This is a genomic window from Pelomonas sp. SE-A7 (assembly GCF_030345705.1).
In the GTDB taxonomy this organism is placed as follows: Bacteria; Pseudomonadota; Gammaproteobacteria; order Burkholderiales; family Burkholderiaceae_C; genus JAUASW01.
Window position 1 is genome coordinate 532,051 of sequence record NZ_JAUASW010000003.1, and the last position, 17,402, is coordinate 549,452.

The window sequence follows — 17,402 nt, forward strand, 5'->3', positions numbered from 1 at the left end:
TGGCGCGGGGGTGGCCGGGTCCTCGCTCTCGTGAGCTCTGACCTCGCACCATTGTTTCCATCCGGTGGTGGAGTCACCGTCTGAAAATCGCGCCCCGCATGTGAGCAATTAGAGGCGCTGACCCCTCAAAGAAAAAGCCCCCAGTCGCGGGGGCGACCAGGGGCTTCGTGGCTTATTGCCGCCCAGCGGGCACGGAGGCTTATTTGTTCGAGACGCCCAGCTGCTTGTTGATCATCCACTGTTGGGCAATCGACAGGATGTTGTTCACCAGCCAGTACAGCACCAGGCCGGACGGGAAGAAGAAGAACATGATGCCGAAGGCCAGGGGCATGATCCACATCATGCGTTGCTGCATGGGATCCGGTGCCTTGGGGTTCAGTGCCACCTGCAGCACGCTGGTCAGCGTCATCAGGATGGGCAGGGGGCCGATGGGCGCGCCGAACAGATGGCCGAACAGGCTGTCAGGCTGCGACAGGTCGGTGATCCAAAGGATCCAGGGCGCGCCGCGCATCTCGACGCTGGACAGCAGCACCCAGTACAGGGCCAGGAAGAACGGCATCTGCAGGAAGATGGGCAGGCAGCCACCGATGGGGTTGACCTTCTCTTCCTTGTAGATGCGCATCATCTCCTGCTGCATCTGCTGCGGGTTGTCCTTCAGGCGCTCGCGCAGCTCCTGGATGCGCGGGCCCACGGCCTTCATCTTGGCCATGCTGCGGTAGGCGCTGGCGTTCAGCCAGTAGAAGGCGATCTTCAGCAGCACCACCAGCACGACGATGGCCCAGCCCCAGTTGCCCAGCAGCTTGTGCAGCTGGTCCAGCAGCCAGAACAGCGGCTGCGACAGCGGCTTGAAGATGCCGTAGTCCTTGACCAGCTGCAGGCCCGGCGCCAGGTCGGCCAGCTTGTTCTCTTCCTGCGGGCCGACGTAGAGCAGGTCTTCGGTCGTCGCGGTGGCTCCCGGCGCCAGCTGGGCCAGCGGGAACACCATGCCGACGGCGTATTGCTTGCCCACCGCTTCGGGCTGCTTACGCACGAAGAAGCCGCGGTCGCCGGCCGTGTTGCGCAGCCAGGCGCTGGTGAAGTAATGCTGGACCATGGCGATCCAGCCGTCGGTGGCACGCTGTTCGTACTCGGCCTTGCCCTTCTCGATCGCCTCGAACTCGACCTTCTGGAACTTGGCCTTCTCGGTATAGACCGCCGGGCCGGTGAACGAGGTCGGCGCCATCGACGACAGCTTGGACTCGACATGGCCGTCGCGCACCAGCTGCAAGTACAGCTGCGGCTGCACCGCGGCCCCCGACGCGTTGATCACCTCATGCTTGACGACCGCAGCGTATTCGCCGCGCTTGAAGGTGTAGGTCTTGACCAGCTTCAGGCCACCGGTCTCCGGCGACTCGAAACGCACGCTCAGGGCGTTGGCACCGTCCTTGAGCTCGCGCTCGCCGGGGGTCACGCTCATCAGCGTCAGATGCGAGGGAGCGCCGGGCACGCCGGTCAGGCCGGACTCGGCCTTGTAGACATGCAGGGCGCTGTTGTCGAGCACCACCACATGGCCGCTCGGGTCATGCGGATCGGCATGCTTGAGCAGCTCCACGCGCACCAGGCTGCCGCCCAGGGTGTCGAGCGTGGCCTTGACCAGGTCGGTCGTAATGACGAGCTTTTCGCTGTTGACCGGAGCGGGCGCCGAAGCGGCTGCGGCCGGTGCAGCGGCGACGGAAACACCCGATGCGGCGGCGGTTGCCGCGGGCACGGCGGCGGCACTGCTGCCAGCGGCGGCCGGCTGCTTGGCGGCCGGCACAGGGCTGAACATCGACGGATGCCCGTTGTGCTTTTGCCATCCGTCCCACAGCAGGACGAGCGACATGGTGAACACCACCCACAGCACGGTGCGGCGAATATCAGTCATGAGGAGGCTTCTGGATTGGTGGAAGTGCGGGATTCGGGCCGACTCAGGTGCCGGCTGAACAGCTTGGGGACCTGCTCCGGGACGGGATCATGCCCGCCCTGGCACCAGGGGTTGCAACGCAGGATTCGATATGCGGTCAGGCCGCTGCCACTCAAGGCGCCATGGCGCTGCAAGGCCTCTATCGAATAGACCGAGCAGGTCGGCTCAAAGCGGCAGGAGGCGCCCAGCCAGGGGCTCAGGAACAGGCGATAGCCACGGACCAGGGCGATCAGCAGGCGCTGCGGCAGGGCGAGGAGTGAGCGCAACATCGCATCGGCTCCGGCTCAGGCGTTGACGGCCGGACGCTTGGCCGCCAGCTTGCCGACCAGCTGCATCAATTCGGCACGCGCGGCGGCTCGCAGGACGTCGGATGCGGAGCTGAGGAATTGCTTGCGGTCGAAAGGCGCACGCAGCCGCACCACCCAGAGTCCGGGCGGCAGGCTGTCGGATCCGGACTCGAACACGGCCCGTATCTGTCGCTTGAAGAGGTTGCGCGTGACCGCGCGGCGGGCCAGGCGCTTGGGCACTACGGTGCCCAGCCAGCGGCCTTGAACCGGCCGGTCTTCCACAAGCTTGTGGGAAGCCGGTGCATCGCCTGTTGATAAGTCCGCTGGCGCTGTGGATAAGCGCCGTTGCGGCAGACTCGGCTCCGCCACCACATGGTGGACAGCGAAGTGGCTGCTGCGAGCGCGGCTGGGCGTGCCCAGCACGCGCTCAAAGTCGGCCGATCGCACGATGCGGCCGATCATTCTGGGTCCAGCCCCTGGGCTTAGACAGCCAGGCGCTTGCGGCCCTTGGCGCGGCGAGCAGCGATGACGGCACGGCCGCCACGGGTCTTCATGCGGACCAGGAAACCGTGGGTGCGGGCGCGGCGGGTCTTGGAACCTTGGTAAGTACGCTTCATTTCTAACCTCTTGCTGGGCCTTCAGCCCTGGGGAACGTCCGGCGGGACGCGCGGTGGATGAGGGACGCTCTGCTGCCGGTGCGGCGCCGCGACACGAGCCCATGGGATCCATCGGCTTCGTCGCAGGCAGCACATATCCATCCGGCGTCCTGGAAAACCCGCGATTACACCAAAGTTTGATGGGCCGGTCAATGCAAGGGTTCACCCAGCTGGGGATTTCAAGGACTTGACCCTCGAAAAAATTCTGTGGATAACCCGGTCTCCGCCGGCCCCGCATCCGTACAATCCGGCCGCTCAAGAACAAGTTTTCCACAATGAGCCTCAACCTCTGGCAGCGCGGCTGTGAACGACTCGCCGCGGAGCTGCCCGAACAGCAGTTCAACACCTGGATCCGGCCGCTGCCGGAGGCCGAGGTGCAGGACGCGGCGGGCGAGGACGGCATCGTCGTCTCGCTGCGCGTGCCCAACCGCTTCAAGCTGGACTGGATCCGCAACCAGTACGCCGGCCGCATCGAATCCATCCTGACCGAACTGGCCGGCAAGCCGGCCCGACTTGAACTCGCCCTGGCACCGCGCAGCGATGCTGCCGTGGCCCGGCCCGCCCTGCCCGCCAACCAGCCGGTCGCCGTGGGCCAGGTCTTGCACAACGGCCTCAAGCCCGTGCCCATGGCCAAGGAAGTGAGCCCGCCGCCAGCGGCCGCCGATGCTGCGCCGCCCGCGCCCAGCGCCACTCGCCATCGGATCAACCCCGCCCTTACCTTCGACACCCTCGTGCCGGGCCGTGCCAACCAGATGGCCCGCACGGCCGCCCTGCATGTGGCTGGCGCTCCGGGCCAGATGTACAACCCGCTGTTCATCTACGGCGGCGTGGGCCTGGGCAAGACGCACCTGATCCACGCGGTCGGCAATGCCCTGCTCAAGGACAAGCCCGACGCCCGCGTGCTCTACCTGCATGCCGAGCAGTTCATCTCGGACGTGGTCAAGAATTACCAGCGCAAGACCTTCGACGAGCTCAAGGCCAAGTACCACTCGCTGGACCTGCTGCTGATCGACGATGTGCAGTTCTTCGCCGGCAAGGACCGTACGCAGGAGGAGTTCTTCAACGCCTTCGAGGCCCTGCTGGCCAAGCGCGCCCACATCATCATGACCTCGGACACCTACCCCAAGGGTCTGGTGGACATCGACGAGCGCCTGACCAGCCGTTTCGACGCCGGCCTGACGGTAGCGATCGAGCCGCCCGAGCTGGAGATGCGGGTCGCCATCCTGATCAAGAAAGCCGAGGCCGAGGGCGCCCCCATGCCCGAGGACGTGGCCTTCTTCATCGCCAAGAACGTGCGCGCCAATGTGCGCGAGCTTGAGGGCGCGCTGCGCAAGGTGCTGGCCTACAGCCGCTTCTCGCACAAGGAGATCAACATCCAGCTGGCGCGCGAGGCGCTCAAGGACCTGCTCTCCATCCAGAACCGGCAGATCTCGGTCGAGAACATCCAGAAGACGGTGGCCGACTTCTACAAGATCAAGATCGCCGACATGTACTCCAAGAAGCGCCCGGCCTCCATCGCCCGGCCGCGCCAGATCGCCATGTACCTGGCCAAGGAGCTGACCCAGAAAAGCCTGCCCGAGATCGGCGAGCTGTTCGGCGGCCGCGACCACACGACCGTGCTGCACGCCGTGCGCAAGATCGGCGGCGAGCGCCAGAAGAACACCGAGCTGAACCAGCAGCTGCACGTGCTGGAGCAGACGCTCAAGGGGTAATCCCCCCCGGGAACACCCCGATTCCTGGGCGACAATGCGCGCTGCTTCGCGCGCGCGTCTGATTCCGGATTTCCGAGGAGGAAGTCTCCCCAGGCGCCGCCCCTCCAGAACGAGCGTACGAACGAGAAAGAGGACGACGTCATGATCGTGTTGAAAGCCGCCCAGGACCAGGTGCTCGGCGCCCTGCAGGCCGTGTCCGGCATTGTCGAACGCCGCCACACCCTGCCGGTCCTGGCCAACGTGCTGATACGCAAGACCGGCTCGCAGATCGAGCTGACCACCAGCGACCTGGAGATCCAGGTCCGCACCACGGCCGAACTGGGCGGCGACGGCGGCAACTTCTCGACCACGGTCGGTGCCCGCAAGCTGATCGACATCCTGCGCTCGATGCCGGCCGACCAGGTGGTCTCGCTGACCAGCAACCAGAACAAGCTGACCCTGCAGGGCGGCAAGAGCCGCTTCACGCTGCAGACCCTGCCGGCCGACGACTTCCCTCTGGTGCAGGAAGCCGCCGATTTCGGCCCCGCGTTCAGCGTGCCGCAGAAGACCCTCAAGGGCCTGATCAACCAGGTCCATTTCTCGATGGCGGTGCACGACATCCGCTACTACCTGAACGGCATCCTCTTCGTCGCCGAAGGCAAGAGCCTGACCCTGGTCGCCACCGACGGCCACCGCCTGGCCCTGGCCCAGGCCACGCTGGAAACCGACATCCCCAAGCAGGAAGTCATCCTGCCGCGCAAGACCGTGCTGGAGCTGATGCGCCTGCTCAAGGACGGCGGCAAGGACGGCTCGGACGACCAGCCGATCGAGATGCGCTTTGCCGGCAACCAGGCCAAGTTCTCGTTCAGCGGCATGGAGTTCGTGACCAAGCTGGTCGAGGGCAAGTTCCCCGACTACAACCGTGTCATCCCCAAGAACCACAAGTTCCGCGTCACGCTGGGCCGCCAGACCCTGCTGGCCAGCCTGCAGCGCGCCGCCATCCTGACCAGCGAGAAGTTCAAGGCAGTGCGCCTGAGTTTCGAGCCGGGCCTGCTGGCCATCGCCTCCAGCAATGCCGAGCAGGAAGAGGCCAAGGAAGAGATCGAGATCGACTACGGCGGCGACTCCATCGAGACCGGCTTCAACGTGACCTACCTGATGGACGTGCTCCAGAACATGGGCCAGGACATGGTCAACATCGATCTGAACGACAGCGCGTCGAGCGCCCTGATCACGATCCCGGAACAAACGGGGTTCAAGTACGTGGTCATGCCGATGCGGATTTGACGCGCCAGGCCGTCGACAAAGGAATGCAGCGGGCTTAGGCCCGCTTCAGTGTTTTGAAGGGCCGGCAAGACCTGGCCCCGCAGTGAGAGAGAAGAGTCCCCGATGAGCGAGAACACCCCCCCGCAACAGCCCACCGACGGCGGTGATTACGGCGCCAGCTCGATCCAGATCCTGGAAGGCCTGGAGGCGGTGCGCAAGCGCCCCGGCATGTACATCGGCGACACGTCCGACGGCACCGGCCTGCACCACCTGGTGTTCGAAGTGGTGGACAACTCCATCGACGAGGCCCTGGCCGGCCACTGCGACGACATCATCGTCACCATCCACACCGACAACTCGATCTCCGTCATCGACAACGGCCGCGGCATCCCCACCGGCGTCAAGATGGACGACAAGCACGAGCCCAAGCGCTCGGCCGCCGAGATCGCGCTGACCGAGCTGCATGCCGGCGGCAAGTTCAATCAGAACAGCTACAAGGTCTCGGGCGGCCTGCATGGCGTGGGCGTCAGCTGCGTGAACGGCCTGTCCAAGTGGCTGCGCCTGACCGTGCGCCGCGACGGCAAGGTGCATCAGATCGAGTTCAAGCAAGGCGTGCCGCAGGACCGCAAGATCGAGGTGGTGGACGGCTTCGAGACCAGCCCGATGAGGATCATCGGCGACACCGACAAGCGCGGCACCGAGGTCCACTTCCTGCCGGACACCGAGATCTTCCAGCAGAACAACGACTTCCACTACGACATCCTGGCCAAGCGCCTGCGCGAGCTCTCGTTCCTGAACAACGGCGTCAAGATCCGACTGGTCGATGAGCGCAACAACAAGGAAGACAATTTCGCCTACGCCGGCGGCGTGCAGGGCTTTGTCGAGTTCATCAACAAGGGCAAGAACGTCCTGCACCCGAAAATCTTCCACGCCCAGGGCGACAAGCTCTCGGAGCAGGGCACGAATGTCGGCGTCGAAGTGGCGATGCAGTGGAACGACGGCTTCAACGAGAACGTCCTCTGCTTCACCAACAACATTCCGCAGCGCGACGGCGGCACCCACCTGACCGGCCTGCGCGCGGCGATGACCCGCGTCATCAACAAGTACATCGAGGACAACGAGCTGGCCAAGAAGGCCAAGGTCGAGGTCGCCGGCGACGACATGCGCGAAGGCCTGGCCTGCGTGGTCTCGGTCAAGGTTCCCGAGCCCAAGTTCAGCTCGCAGACCAAGGACAAGCTGGTGTCCAGCGAAGTGCGCGCGCCGGTGGAAGACATCGTCAGCCGCCTGCTGACCGACTACCTGCTCGAGAACCCGCTGGATGCCAAGACCATCTGCGGCAAGATCCTCGACGCCGCCCGTGCCCGCGAGGCCGCGCGCAAAGCCCGCGAGATGACCCGCCGCAAGGGCGTGCTGGACGGCCTGGGCCTGCCCGGCAAGCTGGCCGACTGCCAGGAAAAGGATCCCGCCCTGTGCGAGATCTACATCGTGGAGGGCGACTCCGCAGGTGGCTCGGCCAAGCAGGGCCGCGACCGCAAGTTCCAGGCCATCCTGCCGCTGCGCGGCAAGATCCTGAACGTCGAGAAGGCGCGCTACGAGAAGCTGCTGACCAGCAACGAAATCATCACGCTGATCACTGCCCTGGGCACCGGCATTGGCCGCGGCGCCGGCAGCGACGACTTCAACCCGGACAAGCTCCGCTACCACCGCATCATCATCATGACCGACGCGGACGTGGACGGCGCCCACATCCGCACCCTGCTGCTGACCTTCTTCTACCGCCAGATGCCGGAGCTGGTCGAGCGCGGCCACATCTACATCGCCCAGCCGCCGCTGTACAAGGTCAAGGTCGGCAAGCACGAGCAGTACCTGAAGGATGCGCATGACCTGGACGCCTTCCTGCTCAAGGTCGCGCTGCAGGACGCGCATCTGCACACCGGCATCGGTGATTCGGTGCTGAGCGGCGAGGCCTTCGAGACCCTGGCTCGCAAGTACGTGCTAGCCGAGAACGTGATCGAACGCCTGTCCAACTGGATGGACTTCGAGGCGCTGCGCACGCTGGCAGGTGGCCTGGCGATCAACCTCGACACCAAGGAAGCCGCCGAGGAATCGGCCCGCTCCATGGAAGCCGCCCTGCACGAGGCCGAGGTCGCGGCCGAGTACGACGCCCGCACCGACAAGCTGCTGCTGCGCATCAGCCGCCGCCACCATGGCAATGTGCGCTCGAGCATCATCAATGCCGACTTCGTCCACGGCGCCGACTACGAAGTGCTGGCCGACGCCGGCCGCACCTTCAAGGGCCTGCTGGGCGCCGATGCCATCGTCAAGAAGGGCGAAGGCGAGAAGGCCAAGGAAAGCAAGGTCTCGGACTTCCGCGCCGCCATGGGCTGGCTGATGCAGCAGGCCGAAAACTCGGTCGGCCGCCAGCGCTACAAGGGCCTGGGCGAGATGAACCCCGAGCAGCTGTGGGAGACCACGATGGACCCGACCGTGCGCCGCCTCTTGCGCGTGCAGATCGAAGACGCCATCGAGGCCGACCGCGTGTTCACCATGCTGATGGGCGACGAGGTGGAGCCGCGCCGCGACTTCATCGAGACCAATGCGCTGCGGGCGGGCAATATCGACGTTTGACGTCCTCGAGCCCGCAAGGGCGGCGGCCTTGTCACAAGCCACCCGCCCCCTCCGTCTAGGGCTTCATGGACACCTCCACCCAGCTCTTCATCCGCCTGCGGCCTCGCCTGCAGGGCATCGCCTACCGCATGCTCGGCTCGCGGGCCGAAGCGGAGGAGCTGGTGCAGGACGTCTGGCTGCGCTGGCATGAGGCCGACACCGAGGGCCTGGACAACGCCGAAGCCTGGCTGGTGACGGTGACCACGCGGCTGGCCATTGACCGGCTGCGCAGCGCCAAGGCCCAGCGGGCCCATTACGTGGGCTTCTGGCTGCCCGAGCCCTGGCTGGATCTGAATGAACTGCAGGCATCACCCGCCGACTCGCCCGAGCAGCTGCTGGAGCGAGCCGACGACATCTCGGTCGCCTTCCTGGCGCTGCTGGAGCGGCTGGGGCCCGAGGCCCGGGCGGCCTTTCTGCTGCGCGAGGTCTTCGATGCCGACTACGCCGAAGTGGCCCAGACCCTGGGCAAGAGCGAGGCCGCCTGCCGCCAGATCGTCTCGCGGGCCAAGGCCCAGCTGAAGGACCAATCGCGGCCGCGCCACGCGGTCTCACCAGACACGCACTACCGGCTGCTTGCCGGCTTCGCCGAGGCCGCACGCAAGGGCGACTTCGCCGCGCTGCAGTCGCTGCTGGCCGAAGACGCCGAGCTGATCAGCGACGGCGGCGGCATCGTGCCCAGCTTCGGCAAGGTGCTGGCCGGCGCGGCGCGCATTGCCCAGCTGTACTTCGCCGTCTCGCGCCGCAGCGAGCGCGGCGAGGCGGTTCAGCAGCTGGAGCTGGTCCGCATGAACGGCGAATGGGGCCTGTTGCGCTTCATCGATGGCCGCCTTGAATCGGCCCAGAGCCTGCAGACCGATGGCCAGCACATCACCCGCATCCACACGCAGCGCAACCCCGAAAAGCTGGGCCGCATTGCCGGGGCCTGGGCGGCAGCTGTCACAAAGCGGAACCCTGGTGCGTCTTGATGATTGAGAACCGCAAAGTCTCAAGTCCCCGCTCTCAATCAATCAGTCAGTCCTTCAAAGAGTTTCTCCATGTCGCAGCAACAACGCCTCAACTACGCCCAGCTCGCGCCCGAGCTGTTCAAGAAATACCTGGACTTCAGCCAGGCCATCAAGAAGAGCTCGCTCGAAACCTCGCTGCAGGACCTGGTGACGCTGCGCGCCTCGCAGCTCAACGGCTGCGCTTTCTGCGTGGACATGCACGTCAAGGAAGCGACTATCCACGGCGAGCGGGCCCTGCGCCTGCACCACGTGACGATTTGGCTCGAGTCGCCGCTGTTCTCGCCGCGCGAGCGTGCTGCGCTGGCCTGGACCGAGCTGCTGACCCAGCTGCCGCCACAGGGCGTGGCCGAAGCCGACTACCAGGCCGTGCGCGAGCACTTCAGCGAGGCCGAGCTGTCCGAGCTGAGCTTCGCCATCGTCGGCATCAACGGCTGGAACCGCCTGGCCATTGGCTTTGCCGCCGTGCCGGGTTCCATGGACCAGGCCTATGGCCTGGGCAAGGCCGGCCTGGTCTAGGAGTGCCCATGCCCGCCGGGCGCCTTGAAGCGGTGCCCGCAGGCCGGGCAGTCCAGCTCCGCCACCGCATCGTGGCTGGCACTGGATTCGATGATGGCCGCGGTAACGATGGCGGTCGGCAGGGCGAACACGCCAATGCCGAAGACCGAGATCAGGGCGGCGAACAGCTTGCCCACGGGCGTCACCGGCGCCATGTCGCCGTAGCCTATCGTGGTAAAGGTTTCGACGGCCCACCAGAAGGTGGCCGGGATGCTGGTGAACACCGTCGGCTGATGGGCCTTCTCGACCTGGTACAGCAGGGCCGAGGCGGCATACACGCAGACGAACATCAGCGCTACCGAGACGATCAGCATCTGGCGGCGTTTGCGCAGCGAGACGCCCAGACGCTCCAGCGCGGCCTCGAACTCGTAGAGCTGCAGCACCTTGAGCAGGCGCACGATGCGGAACACCCGCAGGAAGCGCAGGTCCAGCGCGATCCAGTAGGTCAGCACGACCACCAGGTCGAGGATGGCCAGCGGTTGCAGCGCATAGCGCAGGCGGCCCAAGACCGGATGGCTGAGCTTTCGTTGCTCCACGCACACCCAGAGCCGGGCCAGGTACTCGATCGCGAACAGGGCCGTGCTGATCGCCTCCAGCCACCAGAATTCCTGCTTCCACTGCGCATGAATGGACGGCACCGTCTCCAGCGCCACCGACACCAGGTTGGCCAGGATCAGGCCGACCAGCAAGTAGTTCGCATAGCGCGCCAGCCGGTTGCCGGGCTCGGGCTTGTGCAGCACCGCGAACAGCACGGCACGCAGATGCTTCACGCCCCGGCGCTGCGGGGCGACCATTTCGTTGTTCATAGGCAGGACCTCAAAGCCTGGGCGGAGTCTACAAACCGGCGCCGCCGCCATAGTCGCTACCATCGGTGCAAAGTTTGCTGATGCATCAACACCTGACCCCCAAGGCAATCGTCCGAAGTTGCCCGGTCACAGGGAGTCGTCCTTGTCCTTGAGCTTGAACCGGCGCCAGAGCCTCGCAGCAACCGCCGCCCTGTGTGGAAGTTTGCGCAGCCCTGCGCAACCGGCGCCGGTGCTGCGCCACATGGAGCTGCTGCCGCAAGACGACTTTGGCCGCTATGTGGTCGAACTGATGGGCCTGGCCCTGCAGCGCAGCGGCCTGCCGCACCGGCTGGAGCCGGTGCCCAGCTTCCAGATCAGCCAGGGCCGCGTGGAGCTGGAGATGAGCCAGGCCCGCTCGCGCCTGGACCTGGTCTGGAGCATGACCAGCCGCGCCCGCGAGCAGGCCATCCTGCCGCTGCGAGTGCCGCTGGACCGCGGCCTGCTGGGCTGGCGCGTGGCCCTGGTCCGGCGAGCGGACCTGGCCCAATGGCAGAAGGCGCCCCTGCTCACCGAGCTGGCCCAGCGCCGCGGCGGCCAGGGCCTGCACTGGCCGGACCTGGAGATCCTGCGCGCCAACGGCCTCAGCGTCGACACCGCCATCGACGCGCCCCATCTGCTGGAAATGCTCAGCAAGCGCCGCATCGACTATTTCCCGCGGTCGGTGCTGGAGGTGCAGGGCGAACTCAAGACCTATGCCCAGCTGGACCTCGCCGTCGCGCCCGGCTTCGTCTTGCGCTATCCGACAGCCAGCTACGCCTTCCTGCGGCCCCAGCTGAGCGAGTTGCTGCCACCACTGTCCCAGGCGCTGGAGGCGCTGATCAAGGACGGCAGCCTGGACCGCTTGTTCCGCCGCCATTTCCAGCCTCGGCTTGCCGCGCTGGAGCTGGGCCGGCGCCGCGTGATCGAGCTGAAGAACCCGCTGCTGCCGCCGCAGACTCCGCTGCAGCGCAGCGAATTCTGGTGGCAGGCGGGCAGCCCGCCTCCCTGATCGAGCCCCGTGCGCTTTGCGGCCGTTAGAGGTCCGTGCCGAGATTGGGGCTCATGACGGCGTCAGCACCCATGCAACAATTTGTCCGCCCCGCGCCGTGACCCGGCGCGCTTTCTTCGCTTCCTCCTCACCGGATTCGCGACCGTTGCAGATGTCTTGCTCCCGACGCGAGATTCGCCGCTCCTCCCCAACCGCTGCGCCGCCGCCGGCCGCCTGAGCGCGATGTCACGCCTGCGCACACTGAGCCTCGCCTGCAGTCTGCTGTTGCTTTCGCATGCAGCGCTAGGTGCGCGGCCCAGCGAGACCCTGGAAGTCCAGTTCCGCAGCGTGCCCGTGCCCCAAAACACGGTGCCCATGCTGGCGCAGGACCAGGCCGGCTTCATCTGGGTCGCCACCAGCACCGGCCTGACCCGCTATGACGGCTACCGGCTGAGGCCCATCGAGCAGGCCGGCGAGACCCGCACCCAGCGCAACCTGGGCTGGGTCCGCGCGCTGGCACCCACGCTCGACGGCCGCATGTGGATAGGCACGGAGTTCATGGGACTGATGGCCTACGACCCGGAGCAGGACCGGGTCGAGCGCTTCGGCGGCCTCAAGGGGGCGGCCGGCCCGCATTCGCCAATACGCGCTCTGGCCGACGACGGCAAGGGCTCGGTCTGGGTCGGCACCATGGGCCAGGGTCTGGTGCGTTACCGCCAGGCCGAGCGCCGCTTCGAAGCCCAGGACTTGCGCTGGCAGGACGAGGCCGAAGCCCGTGTGCTGGCGCTGCGCGTGGCACGCGACGGCACGGTCTGGGTCGGCCATTGGCGCGGGCTGTCGCGCCTGGAGGGCAAGAGCTGGCGGCCGGTGGCCGGTTTCGCGGGCGACGCCACGGTCCAGGCGCTGGCCGAGGCCAGTGACGGCCGCCTCTGGCTGGGCACGCTGGACGGCCGCCTGGGCGTGGTCGAGCAGAACCACGTGCGCTGGGTCCAGGACCTGAAGACGCCGATCCAGGCCCTCGCCGAGGCCGACGAAGGCCGGCTGTGGGTCGGCAGCAAGACCGGCCTGCTGTGGGTCGACATGGCCAGCGGCCACATCGAGCTGCGCCTGCAGCACGACCCGCGGCACCGCACCGGCCTGGCCGGCAACGACATCAGCGCCCTGCTGCGCGACCGCAGCGGCGCGCTCTGGGTCAGCGGCTATGGCCTGGGCCTGCAGCGTCATCAGCAGCATCCGGCCCTGGCCGTGCGCGGCCCTGACGAGGACTTGAACAGCCCGTTGACCGAGATCGACGTGCGCGCCCTGCTGACCTTGAAGAACGGCGAAGTGCTGGCGCCGACCCAAAAGGGGGCCGTCGTGCGCCTGGACGGCCGGCCCGGCGCCGAGCTGGCGCTGCTGGGCGTCTGGCCGCGCGAGCGCAACAGCGTGGTCGAGTCGCTGGCCCAGGCGCCCGACGGCAGCCTCTGGATGGCATCGGCCGGCCTGCTGGAACACCGCACGGCCGAGGGTCGCCTGCTGCGCAGCTGGCCGCTCGACGGCGGCCGTGCGCAGCGCCTGCTGCTGCGCGCCAGCGGCGAGATCTGGCTGGGCATGCAGGAAGGCCTGTACCGCCTGGCCGGCCCCGAGGCCAAGGCGCTGGAGCGGGTGCATCCGGCCAGTGGTGCTCCGCTGCATGGCGGCATCTACGCCTTGATAGAGGAGCCGTCGAGCGGCCGGCTCTGGGTCGGCGGCCAGCAAGGCCTGTTCCGCGAACGCGACGGCCCGCTGGAGCCGGTGCAACAGGCGCCCGGCGACACGCTGGGCAGCCCGGTCGTGATGGCCCTGCTGCTGGCGCGCGATGGCACGCTTTGGGTCGACACGCCGGCCGCCGGTCTGCACCGGCTGATCGGTTGGGACCTGGGCGGCCGCGCCCGCTTCGAGCGCATCGGCGAACGGCACGGCACAGAAGGCGTGTTCGGCGGCAACCTGCATGAGGATGCACAGGGCCGCATCTGGAGCCAGCTCAACGTCTACGACCCCAAGGCCGACCGGCTGGACAGCTTCGGCCCGGCCGAGGGCGCCGACTTCGGCACCTTCTGGTTCTTCGCCAGCACCCGGCTGCCCGATGGCGCCCTGGTGTTCGGCGGCAGCCGCGGCCTCCTGCGCATCCGGCCCGAGCTCTACTCGCTGAACACGGGCACCGTGCCCCTGGTGATCAGCGCGCTGCGGGCCGATGGTCAGCCCTTCCACCCTGAGAGCCTGCAGAACGGCGTGCTGCTGCCGGCCGGCACCCGCACGCTGGGCATCGAGTTCGCCGGGCTGGACTATGCCGACCCCGGTCGGCTGCGCTACCAGTACCGGCTGCGCGGCCTGGATACGCACTGGACCCAGGCCGACGGCAGCTCGCGCAGCCCGAGCTTCGGTCCGCTCAAGCCGGGCGACTATGTGCTGCAAGTGCGGGCCGCGCCGCAAGCCTCCACCGGCCGCGTGGCCGAGCTGGAGCTGCCGGTGAAGCTGCTGCCGCTGTGGTGGCAGACGCTCTGGGCCCAGCTGGCCGGCGCCCTGCTGTTCATCTTCGGCATTGCCGGCTGGATACGCTGGCGCACCCGGCAGCTGCGCAGGCGCGAATCCGAGCTGCAGGCCCTGGTCGACGCCCGCACGGCCGAACTGCGCGAGGCCAGCCTGACCGACACCCTGACCAGCCTGCGCAACCGCCGCTACCTGGAGTTGCGCCTGCCCGACGACCTGCGCCTGTGCCTGCGCCGCCACGAAAGCCCGGTCCCACCGGGGCCGGACAGCGATCTGGTGCTGATGCTGCTGGATTTGGACCACTTCAAGCGCATCAACGACCTGTACGGCCATTCGGCCGGCGACGCGGTGCTGGTGCAACTGGCCGAGCGGCTGCGCGAGGTCTTCCGCGATACCGACTCGCTGGTGCGCTGGGGCGGCGAGGAGGTGCTGGTGCTGGTGCGCGAGACCCATCGCGAGGACGCGCCCGATCTGGCCGCCCGTGCCTGCGCCATCGTGCGCGAGCAGCCTTTCGACCTGGGCAGCGGCCATCAGCTGACCGTCACCGCCTCGATAGGCTTTGCCGCCTTCCCGCTGGACCGCCACCAGCCGCGCGCCTGGGACTGGTCGGCCTGCCTGGCGCTGGCCGACTCGGCCCTCTATGCCGCCAAGGCCCGCGGCCGCGACGGCTATGTGGGCGCCACCGACGCCCAGGGGCTGACACCCTTCCATGCGCCACGCGACCTGGAAGATTGGCGCCAGGCCGAGGGGCTGAGCGTGCATTTCAGCACCCGGCCCTGAGACGGCATGGCCCCGCATATGCGGGAGGCGCAGGTAGGACTACAAGCCCCTCACAAGCGAGGCCGAGCGGCCGGCCCCACAATGCGGGCTCCGAACCGTTTCAGCCTCCGTCACGCATGCGAACGACCGCCCGCTCCTCCGCCTCCCTGCGCCCCACCCTGCTCGCCGCCGGCCTCGCGCTGGCGCTGCTGAACGCCTGCCCGGCCCTGGCCGCATCGGCTGGCGCCGCAACGGTCAGCTGGCAGGCGGCCGGCGCCGATGCCGACATCGACAAGGCCTTTGCCCAGGCCCGCACCGAGAAGAAGCCGGTGCTGCTGTACTGGGGCGCCAAGTGGTGCCCGCCCTGCAACCAGCTCAAGGCCACGCTGTTCAACCGGGCCGACTTCATCGAGCAGTCGCGCGCCTTCGTGGCGGTCCACATCGACGGCGACCTGCCCGGCGCGCAGAAGCTGGGAAGCCGCTTCAAGGTACGCGGCTACCCCACCATGATCCTGTTCAGCGCCGACGGCAACGAACTGACCCGCCTGCCCGGAGAGGCCGATGCAGCCCAGGTGATGAAGGTGCTGCAGCTGGGCCTGGCCGGTGGCCGCCCGGTCAAGACCGTGCTGGCCGAGGCCCGCGCCGGCAAGAAAATCGCCGCCAACGACTGGAAGCTGCTGGGCTTCTACTCCTGGGAAACCGACGAGCAGCAGCTGGTGCCGCAGGCCGAGCGTCCCGCCCTGCTGGCCCAACTGGCGGTCAACAGCCAGGGCACGGCCGATGCCGAGACCACCACCCGCCTGTGGCTCAAGGCCCTGGCCGCCAGCGATGAAGGCAAGGGCCTCAAGCCCGATGCCGCGCTGCGCGAGCGCGTGGCCAGGCTGCTGGCCAATGCCGGCGAAAGCCGTGCCCAGGCCGACGTGCTGAACTACGGTGCCGAGGACATAGTCAAGACGCTGAGCCCCGAGGCCGGCGCCGAGCGCAGCAAGCTGCTGGCCAGCTACGACACCGCGCTGAAGCGCCTGGAGCAGGACGCCACGCTGTCGCGCATGGACCGGCTGCAGGCCCTGACGGCCCGCATCAAGCTGGCCCGCCTGGACCAGGCCAAGACCGAGATCCATCCCAAGATGCCGGCGCCGCTGCAGAAGGAAGCCCAGACGCTGGCCGAGCGCAACGACCGCGAGATCACCGACGGTTACGAACGCCAGGCCGTGATCACCGAGACTGCCTACATGCTGGGCCAGGCCGGCCTGTGGAAGGACAGCGATGCCCTGCTCAAGTCCAGCCTGGGCAAGAGCCATTCGCCTTACTACCTGATGAGCCAGCTGGGCGGCAACGCCAAGAAGCAGGGCCGTGCCGACGAGGCGCTGCGCTGGTACGAGGAGGCCTTCAACAAGAGCGAAGGTCCGGCCACGCGCCTGCAATGGGGCTCGAACTATTTCGCCGCCCTGGTCGAGCTGGCACCCAACGACGCCGCCCGCATCGAGAAGGCCGCCTCGCAGCTGTTCAAGGAGGCCGGCGAGGACAAGGGCTCCTTCCACGAACGCAGCGCCCGCTCGCTGAAGAAGGTCGCCACCTCGCTGTCCAGCTGGAATTCGCTGGGCCAGTACGACGCGGTGCTGGCGCGGCTCAAAGGTCAGCTGGACAGCGTCTGCGCCAAGGTCGAGGCGGCCGACCGTGCCACCTGCACGGGTCTGCTGAAACCGGCCAAGGGCTGAGGGCCGCCATGCCGCGCTATGCCTTCGAGGATTTCCCGGTCGGTTGCGAAATCGACTGCGGCAGCCGCGTGGTCGATCGCGACGAGGTCCTGAGCTTCGCTGCCGCCTACGACCCGCAACCGCTGCACCTGGACGAGCAAGCGGCCCAGGCCTCGGTGCTGGGCGGCCTGTCGGCGAGCGGCTGGCATACCTGCGCCATGGTGATGCGCCTGATGTGCGACGCCTACCTGCTGGACTCCACCAGCCAGGGCTCGCCCGGCATAGACAACCTGCGCTGGCTCAAGCCGGTGCGGCCCGGCGACACGCTGTCGGTCCGCATGGTGGTGCAGGAAGCCCGCGTCAGCCAGAGCCGGCCGGCCATTGGCCTGGTGCGCTCGCAATGGCAGGTGCGCAACCATCACGGCGAGCTGGTGCTGACCATGGAAGGCTGGGGCATGTTCGGCCGCCGCGAGGCCGGCAACGACCGCTGAGCCCGGCGATCCCGCCATTCGCCGCCCATGGCCGCCATCGGCCGCAATTTGCCGTTCCGGCCTGCTG

The 17,402-nt window shown here is 67.5% G+C and carries 14 protein-coding genes; 9 read left to right on the top strand and 5 right to left on the bottom strand.

Translation table 11 applies throughout. The features are described 5' to 3' along the window. Window positions 1-199 precede the first annotated feature (199 nt). Genes yidC through rpmH form a run of 4 tightly spaced genes read right to left on the bottom strand, consistent with a single transcriptional unit; the run spans window position 200 to window position 2,846 of the window. Window positions 200-1,903, bottom strand: coding sequence for a membrane protein insertase YidC (yidC, locus tag QT382_RS20420; RefSeq protein ID WP_289255968.1), 1,704 nt, complete (start codon window positions 1,901-1,903; stop codon window positions 200-202). Further along, window positions 1,900-2,211 (bottom strand): membrane protein insertion efficiency factor YidD, encoded by a 312-nt coding sequence (gene yidD, locus QT382_RS20425; protein ID WP_502929930.1) that lies wholly within the window; start codon window positions 2,209-2,211, stop codon window positions 1,900-1,902. The genes yidC and yidD overlap by 4 nt, the downstream gene beginning before the upstream one ends. Window positions 2,212-2,226: 15 nt before the next feature. Next, complete coding sequence (locus QT382_RS20430) at window positions 2,227-2,691, bottom strand: ribonuclease P protein component (protein ID WP_289255969.1); 465 nt, start codon at window positions 2,689-2,691, stop codon at window positions 2,227-2,229. 20 nt (window positions 2,692-2,711) lie between these two features. Continuing rightward, window positions 2,712-2,846 carry a 50S ribosomal protein L34 gene (gene rpmH / locus QT382_RS20435; RefSeq protein ID WP_058937081.1) on the bottom strand — a complete coding sequence of 45 codons (135 nt, stop codon included), beginning with the start codon at window positions 2,844-2,846 and terminating at the stop codon, window positions 2,712-2,714. 314 nt (window positions 2,847-3,160) lie between these two features. Between rpmH and dnaA the strand changes: the two genes are divergently transcribed. The 5 genes from dnaA to QT382_RS20460 all read left to right on the top strand — a co-directional run bounded on the left by dnaA (window position 3,161) and on the right by QT382_RS20460 (window position 10,029). Further along, on the top strand, window positions 3,161-4,597 hold the full coding sequence (gene dnaA, locus QT382_RS20440) for a chromosomal replication initiator protein DnaA (RefSeq protein WP_289255970.1): 1,437 nt from the start codon (window positions 3,161-3,163) through the stop codon (window positions 4,595-4,597). Between the two features lie 141 nt (window positions 4,598-4,738). After that, complete coding sequence (gene dnaN, locus QT382_RS20445) at window positions 4,739-5,863, top strand: DNA polymerase III subunit beta (protein WP_289255971.1); 1,125 nt, start codon at window positions 4,739-4,741, stop codon at window positions 5,861-5,863. A gap of 102 nt (window positions 5,864-5,965) precedes the next feature. After that, a complete protein-coding gene (gyrB, locus tag QT382_RS20450; protein WP_289255972.1) occupies window positions 5,966-8,470 on the top strand; it encodes a DNA topoisomerase (ATP-hydrolyzing) subunit B in 2,505 nt (834 codons plus the stop codon). A gap of 65 nt (window positions 8,471-8,535) precedes the next feature. Continuing rightward, window positions 8,536-9,474 (top strand): RNA polymerase sigma-70 factor, encoded by a 939-nt coding sequence (locus tag QT382_RS20455; RefSeq protein ID WP_289255973.1) that lies wholly within the window; start codon window positions 8,536-8,538, stop codon window positions 9,472-9,474. Between the two features lie 69 nt (window positions 9,475-9,543). Next, window positions 9,544-10,029 (top strand): carboxymuconolactone decarboxylase family protein, encoded by a 486-nt coding sequence (locus tag QT382_RS20460; RefSeq protein ID WP_289255974.1) that lies wholly within the window; start codon window positions 9,544-9,546, stop codon window positions 10,027-10,029. Here the strand turns inward: QT382_RS20460 and QT382_RS20465 are convergent. Next, entirely contained in the window at window positions 10,026-10,874 is an 849-nt protein-coding gene (locus QT382_RS20465; RefSeq protein ID WP_289255975.1) for an ion transporter, read from the bottom strand. The two genes, QT382_RS20460 and QT382_RS20465, sit on opposite strands and share 4 nt — an antisense overlap. Window positions 10,875-11,016: 142 nt before the next feature. Here QT382_RS20465 and QT382_RS20470 point away from each other — a divergent pair, with 142 nt between their 5' ends. The 4 genes from QT382_RS20470 (at window position 11,017) to QT382_RS20485 (ending at window position 17,335) form a co-directional block, all read left to right on the top strand. Continuing rightward, on the top strand, window positions 11,017-11,901 hold the full coding sequence (locus QT382_RS20470; RefSeq protein WP_289255976.1) for a substrate-binding periplasmic protein: 885 nt from the start codon (window positions 11,017-11,019) through the stop codon (window positions 11,899-11,901). Window positions 11,902-12,123: 222 nt separating this feature from the next. After that, window positions 12,124-15,168 (top strand): ligand-binding sensor domain-containing diguanylate cyclase, encoded by a 3,045-nt coding sequence (locus QT382_RS20475; protein ID WP_289255977.1) that lies wholly within the window; start codon window positions 12,124-12,126, stop codon window positions 15,166-15,168. A gap of 116 nt (window positions 15,169-15,284) precedes the next feature. Continuing rightward, window positions 15,285-16,865 carry a thioredoxin family protein gene (locus QT382_RS20480; RefSeq protein WP_289255978.1) on the top strand — a complete coding sequence of 527 codons (1,581 nt, stop codon included), beginning with the start codon at window positions 15,285-15,287 and terminating at the stop codon, window positions 16,863-16,865. Window positions 16,866-16,873: 8 nt separating this feature from the next. Beyond that, the gene (locus QT382_RS20485; protein ID WP_289255979.1) at window positions 16,874-17,335 is read left to right on the top strand and encodes a MaoC family dehydratase; all 462 of its coding nucleotides are present in this window, start codon (window positions 16,874-16,876) and stop codon (window positions 17,333-17,335) included. Window positions 17,336-17,402 lie beyond the last annotated feature (67 nt).